Source organism: Photobacterium salinisoli (assembly GCF_003614885.1).
GTDB classification, from domain to species: domain Bacteria; phylum Pseudomonadota; class Gammaproteobacteria; order Enterobacterales; family Vibrionaceae; genus Photobacterium; species Photobacterium salinisoli.
Window position 1 is genome coordinate 1,956,475 of sequence record NZ_QZMS01000007.1, and the last position, 25,386, is coordinate 1,981,860.

19 protein-coding genes and 1 pseudogene are annotated in these 25,386 nt (G+C 49.5%); 6 read left to right on the forward strand and 14 right to left on the reverse strand.

Features of this window, described 5'->3' with window-relative positions:
* Nucleotides 1–95 precede the first annotated feature (95 nt).
* From D6M16_RS09470 to D6M16_RS09490, 5 genes are all read right to left on the reverse strand, one after another.
* Complete coding sequence (locus D6M16_RS09470) at nucleotides 96–2,012, reverse strand: TonB-dependent receptor domain-containing protein (RefSeq protein WP_240435558.1); 1,917 nt, start codon at nucleotides 2,010–2,012, stop codon at nucleotides 96–98.
* A gap of 230 nt (nucleotides 2,013–2,242) precedes the next feature.
* Nucleotides 2,243–3,472: an MFS transporter gene (locus D6M16_RS09475; protein ID WP_162940963.1), complete on the reverse strand. Its 1,230-nt coding sequence runs from the start codon at nucleotides 3,470–3,472 to the stop codon at nucleotides 2,243–2,245.
* Between the two features lie 57 nt (nucleotides 3,473–3,529).
* Nucleotides 3,530–4,267 (reverse strand): 4'-phosphopantetheinyl transferase family protein, encoded by a 738-nt coding sequence (locus tag D6M16_RS09480; protein ID WP_162940964.1) that lies wholly within the window; start codon nucleotides 4,265–4,267, stop codon nucleotides 3,530–3,532.
* Between the two features lie 108 nt (nucleotides 4,268–4,375).
* Nucleotides 4,376–6,802 (reverse strand): DUF3772 domain-containing protein, encoded by a 2,427-nt coding sequence (locus D6M16_RS09485; RefSeq protein ID WP_120511565.1) that lies wholly within the window; start codon nucleotides 6,800–6,802, stop codon nucleotides 4,376–4,378.
* Between the two features lie 198 nt (nucleotides 6,803–7,000).
* Nucleotides 7,001–8,221 carry an ammonium transporter gene (locus tag D6M16_RS09490; RefSeq protein ID WP_120511566.1) on the reverse strand — a complete coding sequence of 407 codons (1,221 nt, stop codon included), beginning with the start codon at nucleotides 8,219–8,221 and terminating at the stop codon, nucleotides 7,001–7,003.
* Between the two features lie 846 nt (nucleotides 8,222–9,067).
* On the opposite strand from D6M16_RS09490, the gene D6M16_RS09495 reads away from it, so the two are divergent.
* Together D6M16_RS09495 and yjjX are read left to right on the forward strand one after the other, a co-directional pair.
* Nucleotides 9,068–9,709: a helix-turn-helix domain-containing protein gene (locus tag D6M16_RS09495; protein WP_120511948.1), complete on the forward strand. Its 642-nt coding sequence runs from the start codon at nucleotides 9,068–9,070 to the stop codon at nucleotides 9,707–9,709.
* A 121-nt stretch (nucleotides 9,710–9,830) separates the two neighbouring features.
* Nucleotides 9,831–10,406, forward strand: a pseudogene (gene yjjX / locus D6M16_RS09500) (inosine/xanthosine triphosphatase).
* A gap of 113 nt (nucleotides 10,407–10,519) precedes the next feature.
* Here the strand turns inward: yjjX and trpR are convergent.
* Both trpR and sltY read right to left on the reverse strand, forming a co-directional pair.
* Complete coding sequence (gene trpR, locus D6M16_RS09505; RefSeq protein WP_120511567.1) at nucleotides 10,520–10,837, reverse strand: trp operon repressor; 318 nt, start codon at nucleotides 10,835–10,837, stop codon at nucleotides 10,520–10,522.
* A 116-nt stretch (nucleotides 10,838–10,953) separates the two neighbouring features.
* Nucleotides 10,954–12,891: a murein transglycosylase gene (gene sltY, locus D6M16_RS09510; RefSeq protein WP_120511568.1), complete on the reverse strand. Its 1,938-nt coding sequence runs from the start codon at nucleotides 12,889–12,891 to the stop codon at nucleotides 10,954–10,956.
* A gap of 242 nt (nucleotides 12,892–13,133) precedes the next feature.
* Here sltY and ettA point away from each other — a divergent pair, with 242 nt between their 5' ends.
* The 3 genes from ettA to D6M16_RS09525 all read left to right on the forward strand — a co-directional run bounded on the left by ettA (nucleotide 13,134) and on the right by D6M16_RS09525 (nucleotide 16,230).
* On the forward strand, nucleotides 13,134–14,801 hold the full coding sequence (ettA, locus tag D6M16_RS09515; protein WP_120511569.1) for an energy-dependent translational throttle protein EttA: 1,668 nt from the start codon (nucleotides 13,134–13,136) through the stop codon (nucleotides 14,799–14,801).
* Nucleotides 14,802–15,069: 268 nt separating this feature from the next.
* Nucleotides 15,070–15,435, forward strand: a complete 366-nt coding sequence (locus D6M16_RS09520; protein WP_120511570.1) for a PilZ domain-containing protein — start codon at nucleotides 15,070–15,072, stop codon at nucleotides 15,433–15,435.
* Nucleotides 15,436–15,792: 357 nt separating this feature from the next.
* On the forward strand, nucleotides 15,793–16,230 hold the full coding sequence (locus D6M16_RS09525) for an Lrp/AsnC family transcriptional regulator (protein WP_120511571.1): 438 nt from the start codon (nucleotides 15,793–15,795) through the stop codon (nucleotides 16,228–16,230).
* Nucleotides 16,231–16,251: 21 nt separating this feature from the next.
* Here D6M16_RS09525 and D6M16_RS09530 read toward each other — a convergent pair whose 3' ends face one another.
* The 7 genes from D6M16_RS09530 to radA all read right to left on the reverse strand — a co-directional run bounded on the left by D6M16_RS09530 (nucleotide 16,252) and on the right by radA (nucleotide 22,746).
* The gene (locus D6M16_RS09530) at nucleotides 16,252–16,737 is read right to left on the reverse strand and encodes a YbaK/EbsC family protein (RefSeq protein ID WP_120511572.1); all 486 of its coding nucleotides are present in this window, start codon (nucleotides 16,735–16,737) and stop codon (nucleotides 16,252–16,254) included.
* Nucleotides 16,738–16,744: 7 nt separating this feature from the next.
* Nucleotides 16,745–17,029, reverse strand: a complete 285-nt coding sequence (locus tag D6M16_RS09535; RefSeq protein ID WP_120511573.1) for a 2Fe-2S iron-sulfur cluster-binding protein — start codon at nucleotides 17,027–17,029, stop codon at nucleotides 16,745–16,747.
* On the reverse strand, nucleotides 17,022–18,260 hold the full coding sequence (locus tag D6M16_RS09540; protein ID WP_120511574.1) for an ATP-grasp domain-containing protein: 1,239 nt from the start codon (nucleotides 18,258–18,260) through the stop codon (nucleotides 17,022–17,024). Before D6M16_RS09540 ends, D6M16_RS09535 begins: the two co-directional genes overlap by 8 nt.
* Nucleotides 18,250–19,422 carry an MFS transporter gene (locus D6M16_RS09545; RefSeq protein WP_120511575.1) on the reverse strand — a complete coding sequence of 391 codons (1,173 nt, stop codon included), beginning with the start codon at nucleotides 19,420–19,422 and terminating at the stop codon, nucleotides 18,250–18,252. The genes D6M16_RS09540 and D6M16_RS09545 overlap by 11 nt, the downstream gene beginning before the upstream one ends.
* A gap of 11 nt (nucleotides 19,423–19,433) precedes the next feature.
* Nucleotides 19,434–19,745 carry a Rieske 2Fe-2S domain-containing protein gene (locus D6M16_RS09550; protein WP_120511576.1) on the reverse strand — a complete coding sequence of 104 codons (312 nt, stop codon included), beginning with the start codon at nucleotides 19,743–19,745 and terminating at the stop codon, nucleotides 19,434–19,436.
* Nucleotides 19,746–21,071 (reverse strand): iron-containing redox enzyme family protein, encoded by a 1,326-nt coding sequence (locus tag D6M16_RS09555; protein ID WP_120511577.1) that lies wholly within the window; start codon nucleotides 21,069–21,071, stop codon nucleotides 19,746–19,748. It abuts the gene before it with no gap.
* Nucleotides 21,072–21,354: 283 nt separating this feature from the next.
* Entirely contained in the window at nucleotides 21,355–22,746 is a 1,392-nt protein-coding gene (gene radA / locus D6M16_RS09560; protein WP_120511578.1) for a DNA repair protein RadA, read from the reverse strand.
* 188 nt (nucleotides 22,747–22,934) lie between these two features.
* On the opposite strand from radA, the gene D6M16_RS09565 reads away from it, so the two are divergent.
* Nucleotides 22,935–25,295 (forward strand): PilZ domain-containing protein, encoded by a 2,361-nt coding sequence (locus tag D6M16_RS09565; protein ID WP_120511579.1) that lies wholly within the window; start codon nucleotides 22,935–22,937, stop codon nucleotides 25,293–25,295.
* Nucleotides 25,296–25,386 lie beyond the last annotated feature (91 nt).

Sequence of the window (25,386 nt, forward strand, 5' to 3'; positions counted from 1 at the left end):
TGTTAGAAAGTGACATCACATTGCTTGTGCTGGGGAAAAAAGAGCCAATTTTCATTGGCTCTTTCGGTGTCAGGTTATCCTGACTGATCTTGTTATCAGAAATCGTATGAAACACCGGCATAGACGCTGCGGGCTTTCAGGATGTAATCCAGTTTTGTCGCGGCTTCGTCCCGCTCTTCGTTGGTCAGGTTAGTGACACCCAGCTTCAGATTCAGATTGTTAATCGCTTCATAGCGGGCGCCCAGATCCATGGTGCCGTACGCCGACAGTTTCTCGCCTGAACGGACATACTGAGAGCCTGTGTACTGATACGAAGTGTACGCATACAGGTTATCCATCGCCTGCCAGTCAAGCTGAACATTGGCGGTGTGGCTTGGCGTCAGGATCAGATCTTTTTTGGTGTCCTTGTCTTCCGCACTGGTGTACATGTAGTTCGCAGACAGGCTCACCGTGTCTGTGATATCCACCCAGGCCATGGTTTCCACGCCTTTCACTTCTGCTTCCGCCACATTGAAGTAGCTCAGCTCGGTGCTGACGCGGTCCCAGTTTTCGGCCTGGATCATGTCGTCAATGTCGTTCTGGAACAGTGTCAGACCCGCACCCCAGCGAGCCGCTTCATAGCTGGTGCCCAGCTCATAGCTCAGCGAGGTTTCTGCTTTCAGATCCGGGTTACCGACCACGCTACATTTACCACGGCAGGCCAGGACTGAGTAAGAGTCACTGTACTGGTTCAGACTCGGTGCTTTGAAAGCTTTACCCACGCCACCTTTGACGACCCAGCTGTCGCTGATTTTATAAACCGCATAGGCACGCGGACTGAACTCACCGCCGTACACTTCATGATCGTCATAACGACCACTCAGGGTCAGGGCCAGATTGCCCAGTGAGAACTCATCTTGCAGGTAAACCGCCGCCTGGCTGTAGTTCACGGAATCCGTGTTCAGGGTCAGGTTATTCTTCAGCTTGGTATCACGGTATTCCGCGCCGCCGGTCAGCAGGTGATCACCCAGGTAACCCGACAGTTGGCCATCTACGGTATTATTGGTCTGGTCAATATTGCCAACCGCGCCGTTCAGTTCTGAATCGTCTCTCAGCTCAGACATATCCAGATTGTAACGCAGGCGGGAGTCAAAGTTAGCCCAGTAGCCGTAATGCGTCAGGGCGACGTTATAACGCTCCATCTCCTGCACGTTGTTGACCGCAGTTCCCCAATTGTTCCAGTCTGCATCACGATCATCTTTGCTGTAGATCAAATCCAGATCGATATCCTGCTGCTCATTCACCAGCCACTTCAGGTTGGAGTACAGATTCAGCTCGTCGCGCTCTTCCAGCACATCGGTATCCGGGTTAACCGATTTATCCGTGCGCCAGGCATCACGATCGCTTTTTTCAACAATCAGGTTACCCAGCAGGGTTTCTGGGATCAGTGCACCGCTGACGTAAGCATTGATCTTATTGGTGTCGCCGCCGGAGCCTTCGGTGATACCGTCATACTGGTAACCGACAGAGCCCTGCGTTTCTTCGGTGGGTTTGCGCAGGATAACGTTCACCACGCCACCCAGTGCATCCGCCCCGTAAAGGGATGACATCGGGCCACGGATCACTTCGATACGCTCAACCGCTGACATAGGAATGCTGGACAGGTCAAAGTCGTTGCCGTAGGCGCTGAGCAGACCATCACGTGAGTTGATACGGCGACCATTGATCAGCAGCAAGGTGTAGTCTGCACCCAGACCACGGATTTTGATTTCATTCCGGCCGTATGAGGTACCTGGATTGATATTGATACCCGGCAGCTTTTTGATCGCTTCGCCGACATCATTTACCACCAGATTATCCAGTTCTTCACGCGTGATATAAGACACAGAAGCAGGAGCCGTTAATTCAGGGTGTTCAGTCTGACTCGCTGTCACTACCATCACTTCTTTGTTGGCCACTTCAGCCATCGCCGTAAATGAAGAGACCATACCGACTACACATAAAGCCCGGTTCAAACGAGTTAACTTGATCACACTATCTCCTTGTTGCTGAAACATTTTCAACACTCCATCAATAACAATGGCGCAAATGATAATTATTGTTATTATCAGCGTCAACAAAAGTTCAATGAAATTGATAACTTTTTTCATTCGTGTTCAATTGCAACCAGAGTACTGCGACTTATCACTTATCAAAGTGAGGTTTTTATGTGCACCAGAGGGCGTATTGGGCGGGGAGTAAAATGGATAAAAAAACTCCGGGATTAACCCGGAGCCTGTTGTGAAACCTGAGCCTGTTTCAGCGAAGGGATAAACCAGCAGGCCAGCAGTGGCACAGCAAGAGCGCTTGCTATTGTGGCGGATGCCAGAACATCCAGTCCTAGCAATTGGTGCCCCGGTCCCGAAGTCAGGTATATCGAGCCCATGATGCTGGCGGCACCGGCTGCCAGGTTTGACACCGTTGACTGATACGTCATAAAAGCCGCACGGTACTGGGGCGGCGGCACCCTTGAGGTGAATGCTGCCAGCACAGCACTGCGCGCCGAACTCGATGCCATTAGAATCATAAAAATCAGATAGACCCATTTGTCCGTACTGTCACTGACAAACCCGTAGTACACCACTGCCGCCACCGTCGCGCTGAGACCGAACAAGGCCGCCTGACCTGAACCTTTATCCATCATCCTGCCGCTGTAACGCATGGCGAGTATGCTCATGAGTCCGCCCAGCAGATAGAGATAGCTGATTTCATCCCGCGGGAAACCGAGATTGAACTGGAAATATGCCGACAAGTTCGGCACCAGTAAGAAATGCCCGAACAGGCTGATCCCCATCATTGTCATCGCCAGGATAAAGGGCATTGAGCGGATCATCCCGGACAGCCCGGCCGATTGGGGGGCTGGTTGCTCAGAGGGGTGTTTCGGTGGCACCAGCGATGGCATACAGATGCGTACCGCGACAGCCAGTATCAGGCCCAGCCCACCAAAAAAGAAAAACGTCATCTGCCAGTTCAACCACTGCGCCAGCAGCAAGGAAGCCGGCACAATTATGATCGCCGCCAGTGAAAACCCGCTGGCCACAAAGGCCATGGCCCTGCCCCGCTCTGTTACTTTGGTCACATCAAGAACTGATGCCATGATCAATCCACTGAGCGGGCCGGAAAAACAGCCTGCGGCAATGAACATCAACAGCAGCTGTTCCGGCGTGGCAGCCAGCCCGCACAGCGCAATCAACACAGAGCGGAGCAACAGAAACAGCGTCAGCGCTGCCCGCCTGTCATAGCGGTCCAGCACTGGTGCAAGAAAAAAACCGATGATCGCGGAGCCGAACGTCGCACCGCCGCTGATGTACCCGATATGCTCGCCTTGCAAACCAATATCCCGGACTAAATCCGGCCCCAGCGGCATCACCATCATCAGGGTACCGACCGAGAGCATATTAATAAGCAGGGCAAGCCTTAACACTGGCTTATTATTCAGCGTGTTACTGTCCATGACGACACGATCCATCCGCAAAAAAGAAAGCGATTGTAACTGGCGATAGGAATAAACTCAATAATGATAATTATTATCAGTAAAATACTCAGAACGGGTAAACGTCAGCACAGACTGTCCTATGCTGGAGTAGTAAACCTTGCCTTGCCGGCCGCAGGGTAAAGCTCCGGCCAACTCAGTGTTCAGTGCAAAATGCAGCCATTGTTCGTCCCTGCCCACAAACGACACATCCAGAAAATCAAAATAGCGCTGAACTTGCGGATATAACGCCTTAAAAATGCTCTCTTTAGCGGAAAAAATCAGGGTCATCAACTCGATTTGATTTTGCTCATTGATGTCCAGCCTGACCAGCTCCTGGTCATTGACGACTACGCCCGGCATACCCGTCGCCGTATCGGCTGTCACAGGCAATTCGATATCTAATCCCACACCGGCCATTTCATGGTGCTGAGGACAAATCACGCAGGCAGCCAACTGCTCATGATGGCTGATACTGCCCGTCAGCCCCTGTGGCCAGACAGGCGCACGGTTGTCAGCAATTGTTATCTCAACCGGTGCGATGCCCTCCTTTTTCAGCAGTTGCTGCGCCAGATAACGGCCGGCCAGAAATTCCGCCTGTCGCTTGGGCACCGCCCGGCTGAGTGTCGCTGGCATGTTGACGCCAAGCTGGCTGAACAGGGACGGCGAATAATGGTGCAGATCAAACTCAGCCAGCAGCACCTCAGCGCCGCATTCGGGCAAAGGGAGTGAGCGTAACGACTGAATGAAAGCGGACGGAATCATAATAAGTAGCAAAGCCAAACCAGATAACAATGGCTGTCATTATTATGATTGCGCTATCGTCATACAATCCTTTGTTGTGATTAAGCATACAGATAAGTGCTGCAATCTAAGGATTATCCTTCAGTCATCCGATTCAGCTTTCCTTGCGTCCCATTCCTTGAGTATTTTTTCCAATCCTTTGATGCTCACATCACGTTGCGGAAAAGGAATGCTGACACCTTGTTCGGTGAGTGTTTGGTAGATGTCGAACAGAAGATCAGATTTAATGATCATGTAATCTTTGATGTCACGGACGAAGCAACGGAGCTCGAACAATAAGGCGCTGTCGGCCATGCTAGTGAACACAACCGACGGTTCGGGGTAACTGAGGATCATGGCGTGTTTTTTGGCCGCGTCCATCAGCACCTGCCTGACGATATTGAGGTCGCTGCCGTAGGCCACACCAACAGGCACTATCAACCGACCATGATTAGATTGCAGCGTCATGTTCTTCACAATACCGGCGATCAGATCCGAATTGGGCACCACCACATCCTGCAGATCAAAGGTCTCGATGCGTGTTGAGCGCACGGCTATTTTGCGGACGAAACCCGAATGTCCGGACACTTCAATCCAGTCGCCCTCTTTGATCGGGCGCTCGATCAGTAAAATAATGCCGGAAACAAAATTCGACACTATCGTCTGCAGGCCAAAACCAATACCGACCGACAACGCCCCTGCTACTACTGCCAGGTTGGATAAATTCAGGCCAGCCGCCGACACGGCGATGATGATGGCCAGGGTATAACCGACATAACCCAGGCCGGTCACTATGGCCGTTCGGGCTCCGGGATCAGTTTTGGTTTTCGGCAGCACCGAATGGCGCATGACGTGCTGAATCCAGCGGGTGAGCAGCACCCCGACAAACACCACCACCAGAAAGGTGATCATCACATCCAGAGAAATGCGGACATCCCCCAGCTCGATGCCATCAGACAGCAAGCGCCAGATTTCTGCAATTTCGGTCAGCCGGGCGCCCCATGTCAGCGCCAGCATGGGGGCAAACACCATGAACATGATAACAATCAGCACTATAGGCAACAGCCCTTCGCTGACACTCGCTTCAGTGTCTTGCCCGTTACTCCCCCCCAGAATGCGGGTGATGACATTCAGCAGGCCGTAATAAATGACCATGGCAAAGGCAATCAGTGCGATGGACATTACCATAGGTATTATCGCCTGCCGTGCCAGGCTGTCGTAGCCGACACAGACAAACACCACACTGAGAACACTGGAGGCTTTCATCATCCAGACCAGCGCATTAAGCATCCCTTTGCTGACTTGATTGGCCTGCTCACTTTGTGCATCAGCTTCATCGGCTTTCTGGGCAGCCTGACTCAACACTTTCGCCAGCTGCCACATCAGCCAACTGCCGAACACAATGATCGGCAGAGTAAAAAATGCCGAGCTGGCTGCTGAAAACGGGTAGTCGGTTTTGAAAGCCGTTAATAAAACAATCAGACCGAGGAAGACGCCAAGCCACTGGCAAATCCGCATGCCACGCCGGGAGGTGTCATCATCAAGGTGGATAATTCGCTGCTCCGGCGCTTTAGGACGGAAAATCAGAAACCCCAGCCAATGGCTGACCACTATGTTCACAGCCGCCCCCGGCAGAGCGTTTATCGTTGCTTTCGCCGACGGTAGGGGAAGCTGCACCTGACTGATTGCCACAATTAAAAGAAACGCAGTGAGCAAAGGAAAGAACAGCCGCAGTAATGTTGAGAATACATTGCACAGAAGAATCAGGCTTTTTCTGGTCAGACTCTGGCTGAATCGATCCAGCCTGTTTATCACCCAGGGTTGGATCAGCAGCATAGTGACTATGGCCAGCGCCATAAACACCAAAAATGGTGTAATCGATGCGCTCATGGCACGGGCTTGCTGTTCATCTTGCCTGGCCGCCTGAAACTGCTGGCCGAATACACTGGCATATTGCTTTAACTCGCTCAGCGCCTCTCCCCAGCGCCCTGGCCATAGGGGCGTCGGGCTCTTGTTCAGCAATTTGTCGGACAGGTTTTGGCGAATCACTTTGTCAACTTCGCCCACCAGGAGGTTGGCCCGTTCATAGGCCGCATCGGCAAGAAAAATCGGCACACTGATTGTGGCTAATTCATTTTCCAGCTCAGCTCGGCGGCTGGCAATGATCTCTGGCTCGCTTTCGCCATCCTTGGGCTCCGGACCTAATGACTTGATCTGTGCTTCCAGCCAGCGTACATCCACTGACTTCTCCTGAGAAAGCTGATATGCCGCCGCCCGCTGTTCAGCCAGAACTGAGCGGATGCGCTCTAACTGGGCGATATCTGCTGTTTTTTCCTCCAGCAATAACCGCGCTTCATCAGCGGTCTGATCCCAACTGACATAAGGCTCTTTCTGATGCAGCACTGTTAGTTCAGGCGTCCCTGCTGCCGCTACCCGGCCACAAAGCAGCCCGAGCACAATGGCAGAAAGGCAACACCAGGCGATTAACGTAAGTCGCCACCATTGATCAGGCCAAATGAAGTGCGGCATGCTATTACCCAGACACAGAAACACAGATTGAGCTTATGCAATCGTGGTCCTTTTTGTCGTCATAAGGGTAAGAAATCCGCATTTTAACCGGCAATAACAGGTCAGCATTCACGGAGTCTCCGCTCACAAGCAAGCCATATTATGCGTACAAAAAATGCCGCACAAAGCGGCATTTTTTGTACACGGGCTCAGCCAGTTTTATTCCAGATTGGTCGCACTGATCTTGTGGATCGCCAGATCCGCGCCGTTGAACTCATCTTCTTCGCTCAGCCGCAGGCCGGAGAGCTTATCCACCAGACCGTAAACGATAAACGACCCCGCCAGGGCAATCGCAATGCCTATCACAGTGCCCAGCAACTGAACGATAAAACTGACGCCGCCTAGGCCACCCAGTGACTGCAAGCCAAAAATGCCTGCCGCAATGCCACCCCAGGCTCCGCACACACCGTGCAGCGGCCAGACACCGAGCACATCATCAATTTTGGTGTGGTTTTGCATGTAAGTGAACAGCCAGACAAAGATCGCCGCCGCCACCACACCGGTCATCAGCGCTCCCAATGGATGCATCAAATCCGAACCGGCACACACAGCCACCAGACCGGCCAGCGGACCGTTATGAATGAAACCGGGGTCATTTTTACCCAGCACGACGGCGGCCAAGATCCCGCCGACCATCGCCATCAGAGAGTTGACGGCAACCAGCCCGCTGACACCGTTAATCGATTGTGCCGACATCACGTTAAAACCAAACCAGCCGACACTTAAAATCCAGGCTCCCAGTGCCAGAAACGGGATATTAGATGGCGCAAAGTTGGTGTGTTTGCCTGCCCGGATACGCCCTTTTCGCATCCCCAGCAGCATCACAGCCACCAGTGCAATCCAGCCGCCGACGGCGTGCACGACAACAGAGCCGGCAAAATCATGGAAAACCGCACCGAACTGGCTTTCAAACCACGCCTGCAGGCCAAAGTTGCTGTTCCAGATCATACCCTCAAATAACGGATACACGAATCCAACAATAAAGAAGGTTGAAATCAGCACAGGGTTAAAACGGGCCCGCTCAGCAATACCGCCGGACACTATCGCCGGAATGGCCGCGGCAAAGGTCAGCAGGAAGAAGAATTTGACTAAGGCAAAGCCATTGCCGGCAGATAAGGTTTCTGCATCAGCAAAGAAGGTGGCGCCATAGGCCAGCCAGTAGCCAATAAAGAAGTACGCGATGGTCGATACGCCAAAATCAGCCAATATCTTCACCAGCGCATTCACCTGGTTTTTCTGCCGTACCGTGCCCACTTCGAGAAACGCAAAACCGGCGTGCATTAAAAATACCATGATGGCGCCCAGCAGCAGGAACAAAGTGTCCGCACTTTGCGTGAGGGCCTGCACGGATCCCGTCACCTGTGTCATAGATTCAGTCATTGAACTCTTCCCTAAGTCACGCACAAAATATGTGCAAAAATTAACCACAAGCCCCAAATTAGGGCGAATCAATCATAATTAAGGGGCAAGCAATAACTGTTCCAATTTGATTCACTAACTGCTAAATTCGTCAGTAAAACTAACTAATTGAAAATCAATAACAAAAAATTGTGTACGCTGCTGTACGTCTGTAACATCCGGGACACGCGCACCAATACTGTGCCTTTCGACCCATAACAGTGCAAGTTGTACACCTTTTTCTGCCCAACTACGGTGAAACGCCACACGAAGGTTAAAAGAAATGCGGCTCAGCCGTTAAGATTCCTCCCTTTCTGGCAGCCCTTACTCTTACTGATGCGTTGTGAAATCTTTGTCTGGGTGATAGATGGAATCCATTGAATATTCCAAATTGGCATAACATGCACTGAGTTTATTGATGATTAACTTATATTCACCATAAGGATGAAATCGATTTCATTTAAAGCATGAATCTCTACGCCTTTCAGTCATTCGGCAGATTTTTAAGAAATCCTGTGTAACCTTGGGTTGCATATCATAAAATATGCATAAAACCGCCTTTATCATGCAGTTTCCTTATTTCTTGGTCGGAACTGATATGTTACTTTTGTCAGCAGTTGGCGTTGTTTTTTCTTACTGGCTTATTTTACTGAAAAAAAATTGTCCCATTTTTTACCCAACCGTGTGCAAATGTATATTCCTTTAACGAAATCCATCGCACTTTTCAGCTTGAGTAAAATCTTTAGACAAGGATATCAGTAAAATAATTTATGACTTTTGCGAATGCCTTTCGCATTCTTTTTTTACTGCGAGCGGGAAGCCATTCATATGGAATATTTAGAGCGGATTAAGCGCCTGGCCAAGATTCAGGGGATTAGCCAGAAACAACTGGGTGAAACTCTGGGCTTACAACAAGGCACCATGAGCCGTAAGCTGTCTGGCAAATACGGTATTGAAGTACGTGAGCTGGAAAGAATTGCTGAAACCCTGAACACATCCATCAGCTACTTGCTGACCGGACAGATTGATTCAGGTACCCAGGCAACAACGGCCATCAGTCACGAAACGGGTCACAACACGACATCGACCTACATTCCTGTTATTCATCGTAAAGACTACCTGTCCTATCGCGATGGCGGCAAAGTCGACGTCCTGAGCAAGCGGGCGATCCCGCATCATTTAGATCGCGACGACTGCCTTGGCCTGTTGGTAGATAACGAAAACATCGCTCAGTGCGCGCCGCTGGGCAGCTATGCGCTGGCCACGCGCAAAGCACCTTATCGTCCTAAACAGCCTGTATTTGCGTCGGTGCGTGGCAGCGAACCCGATTTCTACCACATGACACAACTGGCAGATGGCGTCGTGTTTTCCACCTCTCAACCAGATTTTCCCAATCTGTTTGTCAACCACGACGAGTTCAAGATCCACGGTTACATTATCCAGTCCGACTGGTCATTCGACCGCATCTGATCGCACTGCTGGTTATCCTGCCGCCTCCCCCCTGATTTGCTCATGCTCTTGCAGATGCCTGTCAGGGGTGACAGCGCCCTTCCAATACGTACAATAACAACGTGAAATGAAGGAGCCCATCATGCACACCACCATTCCAGCACCAGATCGCCAGATTCGCATTATTGTCGCTTCGACAAACCCGGCCAAAATCCGGGCAGTAGAAAATGCCTTCCACCAAGCCTTCCCGGCGCAAATCCTGCAGATTAGCGGTGTCGCGGTGGAGAGCGGAGTAAGAGCACAGCCTATGTGTGCAGATGAGACCCTGACCGGCGCCCGCAACCGGGTAGTGCATGCCCGGGAATTACAGCCTGGCGCGGATTATTACGTCAGCCTGGAAGCCGGACTTGACGGCTGTGCAACGTTCGCCTGGATGGTGATAGATAACGGCATTCAGCGCGGTGAATCCCGCTCGGCCTCTCTGCCTCTGCCGCCTAAAGCGCTGGCCCGGCTGCATGACGGAGAATAACTGGGGGATGTGATGGATGATATGTTTCAGCAGCAGAATGTGAAGCAACAAGGTGGCGCTATCGCGATGCTCACTGAGCACAAACTCAGCCGCAGCAGTGTTTACCAGCAGGCTTTAATACTGGCCCTGATCCCTTTCATGAACCCGGGCCTGTACGATCTGACAGGCTCTGAGTTCACACAAAAGTAATCTTACTCTCGCGCTGCAGATTGAATAAGAAAAGGGAATATCCGTGGTTTCAGTAAGCTCTGTACTATCCCTCCCCCTATCAGGGGGAAGCTGGGAAGGGGTGACTAAATACTTCAGCCTTTGGGCTGCTGTTTCAGCAGGAACTCAGACAACCAGTCGCGGATCTCCGCATCATGGTGTTTCAGTTCATTAGAGCCACGAGTGATAGTTGCCACGCCAACACCCAGAAGCTCGCTGATTTTACGCTGGCTACGCTCACCATTCAGCAGTTCATGGAAAATATTCACTCGGGCAATCAGCGATTCACGCTCATCCGGGGTTAGCAGCAGACGAAGGAGTAACTCATCTTTGCCTTCAGCAGTGGCCTGACGAAACAGAGAGACTATTTGCTGCCAGTCAGAAAAGTCCGGCGTATCGGCTTTGGTTGACATGGTTTTCCTCAAAAATTGCCTGCATTGGCAGTTAGTAACCAACACAGGCGTATTAACTCTGTCCGGATTCTACCCTGAACCACAGCCTTCCACCAAACCTATAGCCGCAGTTTGTTTCAATACTTAGTGTTCAGTTCCTCTGTGGTCAGCAATTGAACCTGCTGATTGGTCAGCTTGTCGTAATAGACCTCAAACATCAGCACATTCTGGACATAACCGCGCGTCTCACCGAAGGGAATGGTTTCCATAAAGGCAAAGGCATCCAGTTTGCCGTCGCTGATTTTTCGCCAGCTGGTGACTCTGCCCGGGCCGGCGTTGTACGCCGAGAAAGCAAAGATACGGTTGTTGTCGTAACGCTCCAGCATCATTTTCAGGTAACCGCTGCCCAGCCGGATATTGACCTCTGGCTCAAAGAGACTGCTGCTACCCGCATATTTATAGTTCAGCTTACCCGCAGTTTCTCTGGCTGTGGCGGGCATCAGTTGCATCAGCCCGCGGGCGCCTACCGGCGACATCGCCTGCGGATTCAACGCACTTTCCTGACGCGCCAGTGCCATCATAGTGGTCACAGAGAGCTCACGCTGCTGACCGAATGACTTGAAGGTCTCAGCAAATGCCAGCGGGAAACGTAACGACAAGTGCTCCCACATCCGGCCATATATGGTGGCCTGCACCGTCAGATGGTGCCAGTTTTGCTTACCTGCGTAGCCCGCCAGCGGCCAGATTGCTTTCGGATCGAGATCTTTCATCAGATACCACCACTCCAGATTGGCATCAAACACCTTATCCTGGGCGAGCATTTCCTCAATCCGCTTCAACGCTGGCAGATAAGGCGACACATCCTGTTCTTTCTCACTGAGAGATTCCACCGGAAAATCGATCTCTTCACCGAGAACCGTGGCGGCTGCGGCACTGTAAAAGTTCCGTTCGCCCAGCAATTCCTGATATTTCGGCTTGGCAACCACAGGATCGGTTTTAGCCAGCAAATGCGCCTGCCAGAACTTCCAGCGCAGCGTGTTCTGCTCTTCATCTGATAACTGCGGGATCCATGCCTGCGCTTCAGTCCAGTCGCCCTCACGAAGAGCAAGGCGGATGCGTCGCCCAATCAAATCATCATCGCTGCTTTTGCGCAGTATGGCATCACGCCAGCGGATCAGCTCAGCTTCCTCGGCATCCATCAGCCGTGACGCCGTGTAATCCGCCAGTGACTGCTTCTGCACTGTATCCAGCTTTTGCCCGGCCGCGACCCGCTCTAACTGGAGCAAGGCTTCTTTGGTATCTGCGCGCGCCAGCCGCTTATAGGCCGCCACCGTCAGTTGCCGGTTATAGTCTGTGACTTTGCTTTTTTTGGCGAAGTCTGCCACACCCTGCGGTTTGGCAAACAGCGCAAGCAGCGTATCGCCGTCTTTTCTGGCGTTACCTGTCAGTTGTTTGTCGAGATATTTCAGCAGCCCCTGATTGCCGGCTTCAAACACCAGCAACATGCGATCCAGAATCAGCTGATTAGTGCGTTTTCCCGCTTTTACCCAGGCATCCAGCATGGGATCACAATCATCGTCGAGAGACTGGCCGGTCAGCCAGAGTGACTGTGCGCCCTGCCAGGCTTCATTCTTGCGGCCGACTTTGCTCAGCGCCAGATAATACTGGCACTGATAACTTTCCCTGAACGGCGGCTCAGTCTGAAAGGTCACCAGATCCTGCCAACGGTTAGCCTCCGCCAGCACATCCTGATAGGCATAACCCAGCTTGATAGTGAAAGGCAGATCCTGAAATTTTTTGATGAATGCACTGACTTCGGCAGGGGAGCGCTTATCCAGATTGTCCTGAAACTGGCGATAGTCGAGATAAGGGGTCAGCGGATAGTCATTGAGCCTGGCACGATAGCTCTGATAAGCCGACTCATCCTGACGCTCAAGCGCCTCCTTCGCGGCTTCATACCATTCTCTCTGCTCTTCCAGCGAGGCGGCCTGTGCCACGCTTCCTCCCAACAGCACCCATGCCCCCAGGCCCAGAATCCAACGGCTACAACGGTGCTTAACGGCTTCAGACTGCATATATACTCTTTCCAGCTCCAGGTTCACTCAGATTAAAAATCAGCACGTTTAATTAACACTGTTATCCTAGCGTCCCATCCCCTTATCAACGTCAGCCCAGAGTCAGGCTCAGGTCAATAACGAAAACCTGCTTACAAGGGCATGTATTCATCTTAAACGTCATTGTGAGACATTGCTGTTAAACTTAGGCCCAGAATGGTTAAAATACCCCTTTCTCCAATCATTAGAGATGACCTACGGAAATGGCTGAATACGTCTATACCATGTCGCGAGTGAGCAAAGTTGTGCCACCTAAGCGACAGATTCTGAAAGATATTTCATTAAGTTTCTTCCCTGGCGCCAAAATCGGTGTACTGGGCCTGAACGGCTCCGGTAAGTCTACCCTGCTGCGCATCATGGCAGGTATCGATACCGACATCGAAGGGGAAGCCCGCCCGCAACCCGGCCTGAATGTCGGCTATCTGCCGCAGGAGCCGGTACTGGACGAAAGCAAGACAGTACGTGAAGTGGTTGAAGAAGCCGTCTCCGACGTGAAAAATGCCCTGACCCGCCTGGATGCTGTGTATGCCGCTTACGCGGAACCGGATGCCGATTTCGATGCCCTTGCTAAAGAACAGGGTGAGCTGGAAGCCCTGATTCAGGCTAAAGACGGCCACAATCTGGACAATACGCTGGAGCGTGCTGCTGATGCGCTGCGCCTGCCGGAGTGGGATGCGCAAATCAAATTCTTGTCGGGGGGTGAACGCCGCCGTGTGGCTATCTGCCGCCTGCTGCTGGAACAACCAGACATGTTGCTGCTCGACGAACCGACCAACCACCTGGATGCCGAATCGGTTGGCTGGCTGGAGCGTTTCTTGGTTGATTACACAGGTACTGTGGTGGCAATCACGCACGACCGTTACTTCCTGGATAACGCCGCCGGCTGGATTCTGGAACTGGACCGTGGTGAAGGTATTCCATGGCAGGGCAACTATACGTCCTGGCTGGAGCAGAAAGACGCCCGCCTGAAACAGGAAGCCTCTCAAGAGAAAGCGCGTCAGAAAACCATAGAGAAAGAGCTGGAGTGGGTACGTCAGAACCCTAAAGGGCGTCAGGCCAAATCCAAAGCACGTATGGCCCGTTTTGAAGAGCTGAATACCTCGGATCATCAGAAGCGTAACGAAACCAACGAACTCTTCATCCCGCCGGGTGATCGTCTGGGCGACAAGGTGATCGAAGTCAACGGTCTGACCAAATCCTTTGGTGACCGTGTTCTGATCGACAACCTGTCTTTCAGCATGCCTAAAGGCGCCATCGTGGGCATCATAGGGGCGAACGGTGCCGGTAAGTCGACCCTGTTCAAGATGCTAAGCGGCTCTGAGCAGCCCGACGCAGGCACTATCGACCTGGGCGACACAGTTAAACTGGCCTCTGTTGAGCAGTTCCGCGACAGCATGGATGACAACAATACTGTGTATCAGGAAATCTCTGAGGGCAACGATGTCATTCGCATCAACAACTTCGAGATTCAGGCGCGTGCTTATGTGTCCCGCTTTAACTTCAGGGGCAGCGACCAGCAAAAACGCATCGGCGAGCTGTCTGGTGGTGAGCGTAACCGTGTCCACCTGGCGAAACTGCTGAAAGCCGGCGGCAACGTCCTGCTGCTCGATGAGCCAACCAACGACCTGGACGTAGAAACACTGCGTGCACTGGAAGAAGCCCTGCTGGAATTCCCTGGCTGCGCCATGGTGATCTCGCACGACCGTTGGTTCCTGGACCGTATCGCAACCCACATTCTGGATTACCGCGATGAAGGCCAGGTGAATTTCTTCGAAGGTAACTATAGCGAGTATACCGACTGGCTGAAGAAAACGCTGGGCGCGCAGGCTGCAGAGCCGCACCGTATTAAGTACAAGCGTATTGCCAAATAACCCCATACGGACAGATTTGCAATCGCTGAATTCAGGCTGCCATTTTGGCAGCCTTTTTTATTGCGTGATTGCTTAATAAGCAAATCATCAACGTCGCCTGTTTAATCAGGTTCAGGCCTGTTTCTGCACAGGATCAATCGCAGCCCGGTTACCCAACGCAGTTGCAGCGCTGCAGACAGATATCGCGTCAACATAGAAAAAACAGAACCCAAAAAAGCCAACAGACCCTAAACTCGACAATATAGGCTCATACAGGTAATCACAGACTATGAACGAAAGACGCCAGTTTATCCGTATTGTTTATCAGGCCCCGGCGCAGATACGTCAGGCCCAGTCATTCTGGTCTGCTGATGTTCGGGATATCTCACTGCATGGTATTTTGCTCAGCCGGCCTGAACACTGGCAGCCGGATGACAACGCCCTGTTTGACGTTGATGTCACCCTGCATGACACAGATATTCACATGACGATGGCCACTGAGCTGGTCGCCCATGACAGCGACTGTCTGCGGATGAAGATAGTGAATATTGATATCGACAGCATTTCTCACCTGCGCCGGCTGATTGAACTCAACGTGGGTGACGACGAACTGCTTTATCGCGAACTGGAACTCCTTGCCGATCTTGCTGGCTGAGACCCGAAGCATTTCACCTGCGCTGTCCGGCGAACCCACAGGCCAGATACCTCAATACCGGTACATCACTGTGCTGTTTGCAGGGTAAGGTTCAGCATATCTTACTGCCCTAAGTAGGTATAACCGCCCTCACGAGAACGCCCTGCTGTTTCAGTGATTTCTCCGCTGAGTTCATTTCCTATCACGTTATTCACATAATCATGAATGTTCATATTGACAAGATACCTGATGAGTATGGTAAGTATGCAGTTGCTTGTTAAATAAAGCTGAGAAATTCCGATATCAAAACAGAATATAATTAAAAACACTTTCTGTTACTTTAGAATCAAAAAGTCACCAGGCTAGTTAGTAACTATCATGAATTTAGATAAAGTGGACACGAAAATTATTGAGTTATTGAGAAATAACTCAAGAGAGAGCATCCAGAAAATTGCAGAGCAAGTCAACCTCTCACGCAGTGCCGTAGACAAAAGAATACAAACACTTATACAGGAGAACATCATAACAGGCTTCACAATCAGTACTTGCTTTGATCAGCGCTTATCCCCTTCTGATGATATCCATTCTTACCTGCTGGTCAAATCCGGAAAAGTCGACTGTAAACAAATTTTCAAACACCTCAAAAGTGCCGGTTACGACTTCCATTTCGAATCTATCTATGGGGAGTTCGACTGCCTGATAAGAATCAACAGTACCCGGCTTCCGTTACTGTATGAAATTAAAAAGTGCATCATAGATATGGGTGGCATTGAATCCATCCATATTCTTCCTGTGTTAGATATTAAACATGAATAAGGGGCTTAACAGCCCCCTATTTTAATTAGCATAAAAGTACATTTCATTGTTCAAGCTTTCGAAGACACTAACCAGAGAATCTGATTCAACAATAAATGTATAACTGGGATCGGCCGGAGTAAACATCACTTCTTTATGATCCAATAAAGAGACATCTAAAATAATAGGAATCGATGTATCTAAAACAAAAGGACATAACGCGCCGGGAATACAACCGGTAATGGTCGCCATCTCTTCATTGTTGCAGATTGAAACCCGCTCACCAATAACGTCGCGAATCTTCTTCTGATCAAAACGGTTTTCTTTGTGGGTAACAAACACACAGTAGCCGCCGCTTTTACGTTTCAGAAATAAGCTTTTACTGGGTGCTGCTGTCCAGCCTAACTCTTTAGAAACTTTCAGATCGGTTTCATAATCCAGTATAGGCTCATGTTTATATGAACGATAATCCAGATTTAACGTTTCAAACAACTTCACATTGTTATTATATAAAGTAGATATATTCATAATTACCTTAAGCTAACTCAACCTCTGAATCCCTGACTAAAGTACACTGACACAGTAACCTGTATTCAGTCGGACACAAAGCCAGAATCTCAAGTGTGCCTTTCTCATTCTCATGTACATCGCCGAGATGATCTATATTTGTGACCGGTTTTACGGCACAAGAACCACAAATGCCACGCATACAATTAAACGGAACACTTCTAAGCCCATCAAACTCAAACAATTCTGAAACAGGGGTTCCTGTTTCTGCTTCTATCGTTTCATCTGTGTCTTTAATGATTAGCTTAGGCACTGATCAACTCCTTGTTAAATACATCATTAAGAACATGCTCAACTTCCTGAATATCAGACTCTAAATCAAAGGCATTATCATTGGATAACCACACAAGACACGGGCAAGTGAATAAGTCTTCTGTGACAGACAATACTTGTCCCTCTTTCACTGTGACAAAATAATCAATCAATGATGGAATACGTCTTAGTTTTCCGTCACTGATGGCATCGACACCTGTGAATTTTGCAGCGTATTTATTGACATGAAAATACACTCTTCCCTGCTTAACTCGCTTCGAATCTTGTTCAGGTACTCTTTGCTCTGACACCAGTGTAGCAATCGTGTCCAGCAAACTAGGAGAATAACAACTTTCAAATAATGATGGGGCAACACCACCGTGTATCCGTGTTGCTGCTTCAATCATTACCGGGCCTTTCGATGGGTTCAGCATCAGTTCCATATGCACAAGACCATACGTGATATCGAGCGCCCTGGTAGCAGCAACTGCGTATTCACGAATTGTTGCCAACCCGGCGTCATAAGGATCCAATAGTTCCAGTCGATTATAAACAAATGGATTATTACCAGACTGACCTTTTACGTATTTACATATAGCAACTAAAGCGACTTGGTCTCCATTAACTATCAGATCTAAAACATACTCCTCGCCTTCAATAAACTCTTGAACAAGAAACTGGTCATTTCTTTTTCCTGTACTGTTTATTTTTCCCCAAGGCAGGGAAGATATTTTGTTAATTACATCATCTCTGCTATTGCAGAAGTAGACGTTTTCGGAACCCGCAGAGTTAACAGGCTTGATAATATACTTTTTACATTTTATTTCATTTAGCTCATTAAGCCCTTTCCCATCCATATCAACCAGAAATGTCTGAATATAGGGCAAGCCATGCTTTTTCAATGCATCTTGCATTTCATTTTTATTTCGGCGCAGGCCAGTAGTCAAAGGTGAGTTTCCCGGTAAACCTAATGCACTGGCGAGTTTATCTGCCAGTTCAACACCTAACTCTGACCCGGCAATAACCGCATCGTACTTTTCATTCTGCAATGCATCAATGTGAAGATGGGATACATTATTATCATAGTTTTCGATGTTAATCGTATCCAGCATGCCTTTGGGATCATGCTCTGAGTCAAAATACACATCGCATTGAATATTGTTTTCTTGCAGTTTCGGCCTGATCATTTTTCCGCTGGATGCTGGATTCACTATCAATACTTTACTTTTCATATGCACCTTCCAATGTGATTGTTTTTTTACTTCTGGTTAACAGCAAGATGACGACAGCGGAAAAAACACCCACCAATATCAGCGACACGCCATAGGCTTCGCTTGAGAATGAAAAATAGGTCAAGAGCAGAGTCACCAGCATAGGAATGGTGCCAGACACAATATAGAACAGATAGTTAGAATGACTGATAGCGTTATTGACATCACTCTGAACCGCATCAGATTTCAAAATTTCTGTTCTTGATGTAATCCTTACGGAGTTAACCGCATAGCCAATACAGAAACAGAACAGTACAGATAAGTAAGGCATATCCATAAAGAATAGTCCGATATCGCCCACCAGTAACAGTGCCGCACTGAGTAAATAAACACGTTTATTCTGAGGAAGAAGCGCCGCACATAATGCCCCTATTCCTGCCAGCCCAGAGGCAAAGCCCAGAATATCAGGCCCCCATTCTCTGAACAGCTGATAGTACACGGGGACAAAGGTATTGAACGCACCGATGTGTAAGCCGGTTAAAACCGATAAGGCAACCTGGATTATAAAGCGTTCTCTTTTCCCGGAAAGCGCTTGCTGATTGCTTTTCTCAGCTTCGGCATCTTCTTTATCCACATCAGAAACAAACAGGTAAGACACTGACAATAAGATAGACATTACCGCGATATAATGAATAAAGCTTTCAAAGCCCATGGCCTTGAGGTACCAACCCCCAAACAGCGCACCAAAGAAAGCACCAAACTGAATGGTTGTCTGCAATACTCTGGACGCCTTAGAGGCTTCAATCAGTTTGCTTTTCACAAAGCTGGAGTTTTTTACTTCAAAGGTATTGATACTGCAAACCATATTGCAAGAAGAAAAAACAGCAACCATAAATATGATGTAAATCATACCCGTTGCATTGAAATATAACACAGTAACCATGCAAGCAAAGAAAACAGCCCTGAGCGTTGTGATGGTAGATTTCTTATAAAAGATATCTTTCTTTTTAATTACTTTACTGAGAATAAAAGGGGTGACTGCACCAATACTGACAATCATGCCCATATAAACTGTAGAACTTGTTATTTCAAGTATTTTCCAGATCATCACAATTTGAATTGACATATCCAGAAAAACAGAAAATGCAAGCAATAGATACGTTTTCAATAATGTACTATTCATTTTCTATGCCTTTATAATTTACTTTCTGACCATATGCGGTAGTTATCATTCGGCAACACCACATGAATTAATTCTTTATTGGATATCGCTGGCAATGAGCTTCTTTTTATGCAATGCATGCTAATTCTGTTGTCATGCCAAGGGCAAACTATTGCGCCTGTTTTATCGCACTGCTTGCCCAGGTGCAGCGGACCACCGCGGTGTGGGCATTCAGAGGGTAGCACCCAGACTTTGCCATCATGCTCTACACGTTTAATGAAAAACTTTTGTTCATTAACAGCGAGCCTGTTATTTTTTCTTGAATCTAAGGATATTACCGTCATTTATGCCACCTCAATATGTTTAACAGAATAACGACATGTATCTGAAGTGATTTTTGATAAGTGCAGAATACCTGACGGAATGATGATTTTATCCCCTGCCTTCATCTTCACTACTTTATCAGGTGAGAAATAAAGGTCTAACTCTCCTTCATCTACCATGAATAATTCATCATTGTTGTGAATATGTGATACAGACACTTCACCAAGTACTTCTTCAAATTTAACTGCACCACTCACATCATGGTATTTACTCGCTTTTTCTACCAGTTCATCAAGCGAGTCATGTACCTCAATATGGCGATACAACTCTTCATCAGCAATATCTTGCAGAGAAGCAAACTCTTCAAAGCCGGACAAGATATCCGGAATGATTTGTTCGCCATGTAATTCAACCAGAGGAATAATAATTTTCTCGAGTGCCATTCTGCCATGATGTATATCAATATGGCTGTGTTCATCAAAGTACAGAGAACTCACCCGACCTTTAAATACATCGTTAACAATCTTGGATTGGCTCTTGGTGGTAAAGGCTAACGTCGCTTCTGTATAATAAAGCGCACCAAGGTATTTAAAGAATCTGCTGTGGTTTTTAGAAATGTAATGAAAATAATTAATGAGAGATAAACTACCTGGTGTATAAAAATTCCAGTAATAGTGAATCATTTCATTTAAACCAACATCTTTCATCATTCTTTCAAAAATGCTGGAGTGTTTTTTCTCGTGTACACCATAACCGTATTCATCGATCAGAACTTTAAAAAGTTCAGATGTAGAAGAGCCATAATTACCTAACACGTTCCGTGCCATGGCAGAGGCTTCAGACAGGAAGTCCCCCGCACATTGAATAAAGAAAAACCTAGCCGCTGACTCAGGATCTTTCGAACCTGTTATTTTTTTATAAAGTGTTGACTCACTATTGGCAACATCTTTTATTTTTGTTTTGGTATATTTAACAAAATCCTGCAGGGTCCAATGACCTGATACATTGATGCTTTTTTCCAGAGATGAGAATGCAAGGTGTTCAAAACAAGGCAATACTGCTGCTGCATTCTTATAGTTTTCATCGCAGTAAAATGTTTTTAATTCCTTCAGGTTCACAGGTTTACTGAAAGGCAAAAAAACCAGATCTAATTCATAAGCGTTTAAAATGGAACGCTGAATCAGCAAATTTTCATTTGAAGAGTAATTATCAAGGTTAACCGGTTGCGATAAATCCAGTGCCTTTAAATCCTGTGGCCGACAAGGACGCTGATAAGGAGATGCCATGAAAACATCTTTAGGTGCATCTTTAAAATGAGAACAGCTCAGAAATGATTCAATTGCCATGTATTACCTCCTATGTAATGAGGAGATTTTACTGGAGGGCTATTGAAAATATTTACTAAAGATAAAGAGCAATTCACTTTTTTAAGAGTGAAAATGACACCTGAAGTGTGAAATTAACGAAAGCGATTCGGGCGCGGCCAAGGTTTGTCTGGCTGGCGTATTTTGCTGTCCTAACAAAGAGTGAGCGCTGAACGCGCCTGCGTATCAGGGGCCAAGGCAATATGCCGGTTGTCTGCATTGCGCACGACAACCGGTCAGACAGAAGAATGAAAAGAGTGGCTTGTCAGACAGCAACCCGCTCAAAGGCGGCCAGTGCTTCCTGCAAATCTTCAACCGGTATAATGTCAATGCCGGGAAGTGAACGGCTCGCATTGGCTTTCGGGATAATCGCACGGGTAAAGCCTTGCTTTGCTGCTTCCCGAATGCGCTCCACGCCGTTGGCTGACGGACGGATGTCTCCGTTCAGGCCGATTTCACCAAACACCAGGACGTCCTGTGGGATCGGGGCGTTTTTAAAACTGGAGAAGATCGCCAACAACACAGATAAATCCGCCGAAGTCTCTTCGATCCGGATCCCACCAACACAGTTTACAAAGATGTCCATGTCCGACAGCATCACCCCGCCATGCCGTGCCAGCACCGCAATTGACATCGCCAGCCGGTTGGAATCATACCCCACACTCAGGCGGCGCGGTACTTCCGTCATCGACTGATTACACAGTGCCTGAATCTCCACCAGCAAAGGGCGGGTACCTTCCCATAGCGTGGTACATACCGAGCCTGCATGGTTTTTGTTAGAGCGACTGAGAAATATCGCAGACGGGTTTTTGACCTGCTTCATGCCGGTTTCTGTCATGGCAAAGAAACAGGATTCAGAGTCAGCACCAAAACGGTTCTTGGAGGTACGTAATACCCGGAACTTTTCATCTGACGTCGATGACAGTGCGAACAAGCCATCGACTATGTGGATCAGCTGCATCGGACCGGCCACATTCGAGTCTTTATTGATGTGGCCGACAATCATGAAAGTCACGCCTTCCGTCTTGGCAAAACGGGTCAGTGCCGCCGCCGATTCTTTGACCTGGCTCGGGCTTCCCGCCGCCGATTCATTGTGCGCGACTGTCATAGTCTGGATAGAATCAATGATCACGAAAGAGACTTTCTGCTCGACCACGTGATTGAGAATCTGCTCAACAGAGGTTTCGGCTACCACCTGAATTTTATCGATATTCGGCGTCGCCAGACGTTTTGCCCGCTGCGAAATCTGGTGAATGGACTCCTCACCGGACACATAGAGCGCCTGACGGGATTCCGCGACCGCCCCGATGCTTTGCAGCAACAGAGTCGATTTACCGGCGCCGGGATCCCCGCAGAGCAGGAGCACTGAGCCCGGTACAATACCGCCGCCCAGCACTCGGTCAAGTTCTGAGATACCCGAGCTGAAACGCGGCAAATCTTTACTTTCAACTTCCGATAAAGTCTGCACTTTGGTCGACGAACCGGCATAACTGCTGACCGCACCGCCGCCACCTGCACCACCCAGAGCAGATTTGGTTTTGGGGATAGTAAATTCAGTAATGGTATTCCAGGCTGCACACGCACTGCACTGGCCCTGCCAGCGTGGAAAATCGGCGCCGCAATCACTGCAGACGTAAGCTCTCTTGGTTTTCGCCATTGTAACCCTTTTTAGTCTTCAAGCCGTGACCGGAAAGGGCCACTCAGTGCAGGTGCCGGCTAATCTGTGGCTAAGAAACAGACAGGACATGCGTCATGCCTGACTTTCCGCCTACAAGCTTATGACAATTCTTCGTTTTACTGCACAATAGGGATCATACCCGATAGAGACCTATTGCTAAAACCACTATGTTGCTGGATGAATACAAAGGACTGATAGAACAACTGCTCCCGGCTTATGACAGCGGGGATTTTAATGACTTGTTTCAGCACCTGACCGCGGATCTCAGTGGTCCGGTACGCTTACAGGTTAAAATGGAACTGAACCGTCTGATGGCCCCCTGCCGCCAGCCCGTTGATTTACGCGGTAAGGTCAGTGGCGAGTGTCGCCCCTACGACATGCACGGGATGACGCACTGGCTGGATGACGTGGCGATGAATGTCTATCGCCGCCGGATCAAAACCTATGGCGAACAATACCGGGTAGGCCTGTATGAATCGCTGATGAATACCCGCAACAACTTCCGGGTCATGAAGCAGCAGGACACACAAGCACCGCCTCCAGAGGAGCCGGGCGAAGCGCTGCCTTTTGGTGCCGAGCTGCTGCGCTTTGGCTATCATCTCAGCCGCAGCGAACAGCGTATTCAGATCACCACTCCGGTTGTGCTGACTCTGCCCTATTCACAGGAAGTGAACGGCACCACATCGGATATCTCGCCTTCCGGCGCACGCTTTCGGGTGTCTTCCGCATTCCGCTACCATACCGGACAGGTTGTCACCGCGTATTTCCCTGAGCTGGCCAAACAACTCAAAGACGAACGACTCGTGCAGGGGATCAGCTACCGGATTCTGGGCGTATCGCCCCATGCAGATAACGACAGCTATACCTGGCTGCGCCTGATGCTGATTGAATCCGGTGATGCACTTAAAGATGCCATTGAAGCCCGCCAGAAAATGGCGGCCAGCCGCTCGCGCCAAAACCACGAAGACAAAATCATTCAGTCGCGCACCCGGGGCTACGAGCACTGCTTTTTAAAACATACCAGCAGCATACCGCTGTTTTTTGCCGGTAACGAGCTCAAGTATTGCCTGCAGACAGAGCATAACCGTCACCTGTGGGAACACTGGCATGACGAGCGCAACCAGTCGGTGATCAATCATCTGCTGTCTGAAGATCGTATCCGTACGCTGGGCCAGGAAGGCCTGAGCCAGGGCAGTACCCTGATCTACAGCTTTACCCATCAGCACGAAGGCAAAACCTATTTTTATTCCGCCACCTTGCCTGAGATGAGCGTGGAAGAGCGGCAGCTGTTCTGGCAAATCGGGGCAACAAGAGAGAGCTGGCGGGTTGTTCGCCTGACGCTTTACCCTATCAGCCAGGATGACAAAATCCAGCTGCAGGAAATTGCCCCTGAACTGCTGGAAACCCTCTCTAGTCTGACCCATATCGGGGTGTTGCAGAATCTGACCAACATGGCAGGTCGCAATGACTACCGTCTGACAGAGAAGCCGGCACTGCCAAGCAAACATTTACAGACCTTCCGTCATCCGCGAAATCCCGTTGCCGGCACACACGCCATTTTCTTTGATCCCAAACCGCAGCGCAGCGAATCGCGTTTTCTGTTTCGCACCCCTGTCAGCCTGTTACAGCCCGGCACACCGGACCAGGAAGCCCGTATTCTCAGTGGTGCCAGCATTGATGTGTCTACCCGCGGTCTGAATATCCGCCTTGCTGAACCGCTGGATGCCAAACGGGGTGATGTGCTGAAAGTGACTTTCGATGAACTGCTGAAAATGGCCAAAGACGCTCCGCTCAAGCGTATTCCTTATCAGGTTGTCCGTCTGAGTCCCGACAGGCGTAATGTACAACTGGAAACCGGCCGGGGCGATGATGCCACCCGCAGCGAGCATTTCCTGCGGCGTCTCATCAAGCACAATGAAGAGCGACTGCCTGTCAGTGAAGAAATCATGCCTGCCGGCCCGCTGTTACTGGCCATGCACCAGATGTTGCTGACACGGCTCAACAGTTTGCCCTTTTTCTGCGAGAAAATTGATAATCAGGTGAAAGTGCGAGCATTAGGCGCTAACCAGCCGTTACCGCCACTGGGTAAACTGATGATGGAACTGGGTGATGGTAAGCAGATCAATCTGGCGCCCATTTTCCAGAACCGGGTGAAAACCCTGCTCAGCGAAACCATGCGTCCGGTCGCTGTCAGTGATCCCTATGTCCACGAAATGTACCTGGCGGTGCTGCCTCAGCCGCTTGGTCAGCCCAAAGTGCTCAGCAAGCTGTTCAGTGATTTCCCAACCGGTGACACCCGCCGCCGCTTTGCTCAGCAAGCCAGAGAGCAGGGGCATTTCCTGGCGATACGTATCACCGCTGTGCCTATGCTGGATCCGACTACCGCACTGATCAGCCGGGAACTGGCGGAGTTGTCCCGTCTGGCCATGCACCGCGCCAGAGCGCTGGAAAATGAGTTTACCTCGCTGATCGGGTTTGGCGAATTCTACGATGTGACCGATGAAGTACTACTGAGACTGGGCTTGTAATGCCGGTCAGGCTGAACGTAAACACGAAACTCCGACATGGCTGAGCGGATTGATCCGGTGGCCTCTCCCTTGCAGCAAAAATGCGGCTACT

Bases quoted from the DNA above. Each gene is read 5' to 3' on its own strand.
- D6M16_RS09555 (WP_120511577.1), bottom strand. From the start codon at position 21,071: ATGGCAATTGAATCATTTCTGAGCTGTTCTCATTTTAAAGATGCACCT.
- ettA (WP_120511569.1), top strand. From the start codon at position 13,134: ATGGCTGAATACGTCTATACCATGTCGCGAGTGAGCAAAGTTGTGCCA.
- D6M16_RS09525 (WP_120511571.1), top strand. From the start codon at position 15,793: ATGAATTTAGATAAAGTGGACACGAAAATTATTGAGTTATTGAGAAAT.
- D6M16_RS09565 (WP_120511579.1), top strand. From the start codon at position 22,935: ATGTTGCTGGATGAATACAAAGGACTGATAGAACAACTGCTCCCGGCT.
- D6M16_RS09545 (WP_120511575.1), bottom strand. From the start codon at position 19,422: ATGAATAGTACATTATTGAAAACGTATCTATTGCTTGCATTTTCTGTT.
- D6M16_RS09530 (WP_120511572.1), bottom strand. From the start codon at position 16,737: ATGAATATATCTACTTTATATAATAACAATGTGAAGTTGTTTGAAACG.
- trpR (WP_120511567.1), bottom strand. From the start codon at position 10,837: ATGTCAACCAAAGCCGATACGCCGGACTTTTCTGACTGGCAGCAAATA.
- D6M16_RS09540 (WP_120511574.1), bottom strand. From the start codon at position 18,260: ATGAAAAGTAAAGTATTGATAGTGAATCCAGCATCCAGCGGAAAAATG.
- D6M16_RS09490 (WP_120511566.1), bottom strand. From the start codon at position 8,221: ATGACTGAATCTATGACACAGGTGACGGGATCCGTGCAGGCCCTCACG.
- radA (WP_120511578.1), bottom strand. From the start codon at position 22,746: ATGGCGAAAACCAAGAGAGCTTACGTCTGCAGTGATTGCGGCGCCGAT.
- sltY (WP_120511568.1), bottom strand. From the start codon at position 12,891: ATGCAGTCTGAAGCCGTTAAGCACCGTTGTAGCCGTTGGATTCTGGGC.
- D6M16_RS09520 (WP_120511570.1), top strand. From the start codon at position 15,070: ATGAACGAAAGACGCCAGTTTATCCGTATTGTTTATCAGGCCCCGGCG.
- D6M16_RS09475 (WP_162940963.1), bottom strand. From the start codon at position 3,472: ATGGACAGTAACACGCTGAATAATAAGCCAGTGTTAAGGCTTGCCCTG.
- D6M16_RS09485 (WP_120511565.1), bottom strand. From the start codon at position 6,802: ATGCCGCACTTCATTTGGCCTGATCAATGGTGGCGACTTACGTTAATC.
- D6M16_RS09495 (WP_120511948.1), top strand. From the start codon at position 9,068: ATGGAATATTTAGAGCGGATTAAGCGCCTGGCCAAGATTCAGGGGATT.
- D6M16_RS09550 (WP_120511576.1), bottom strand. From the start codon at position 19,745: ATGACGGTAATATCCTTAGATTCAAGAAAAAATAACAGGCTCGCTGTT.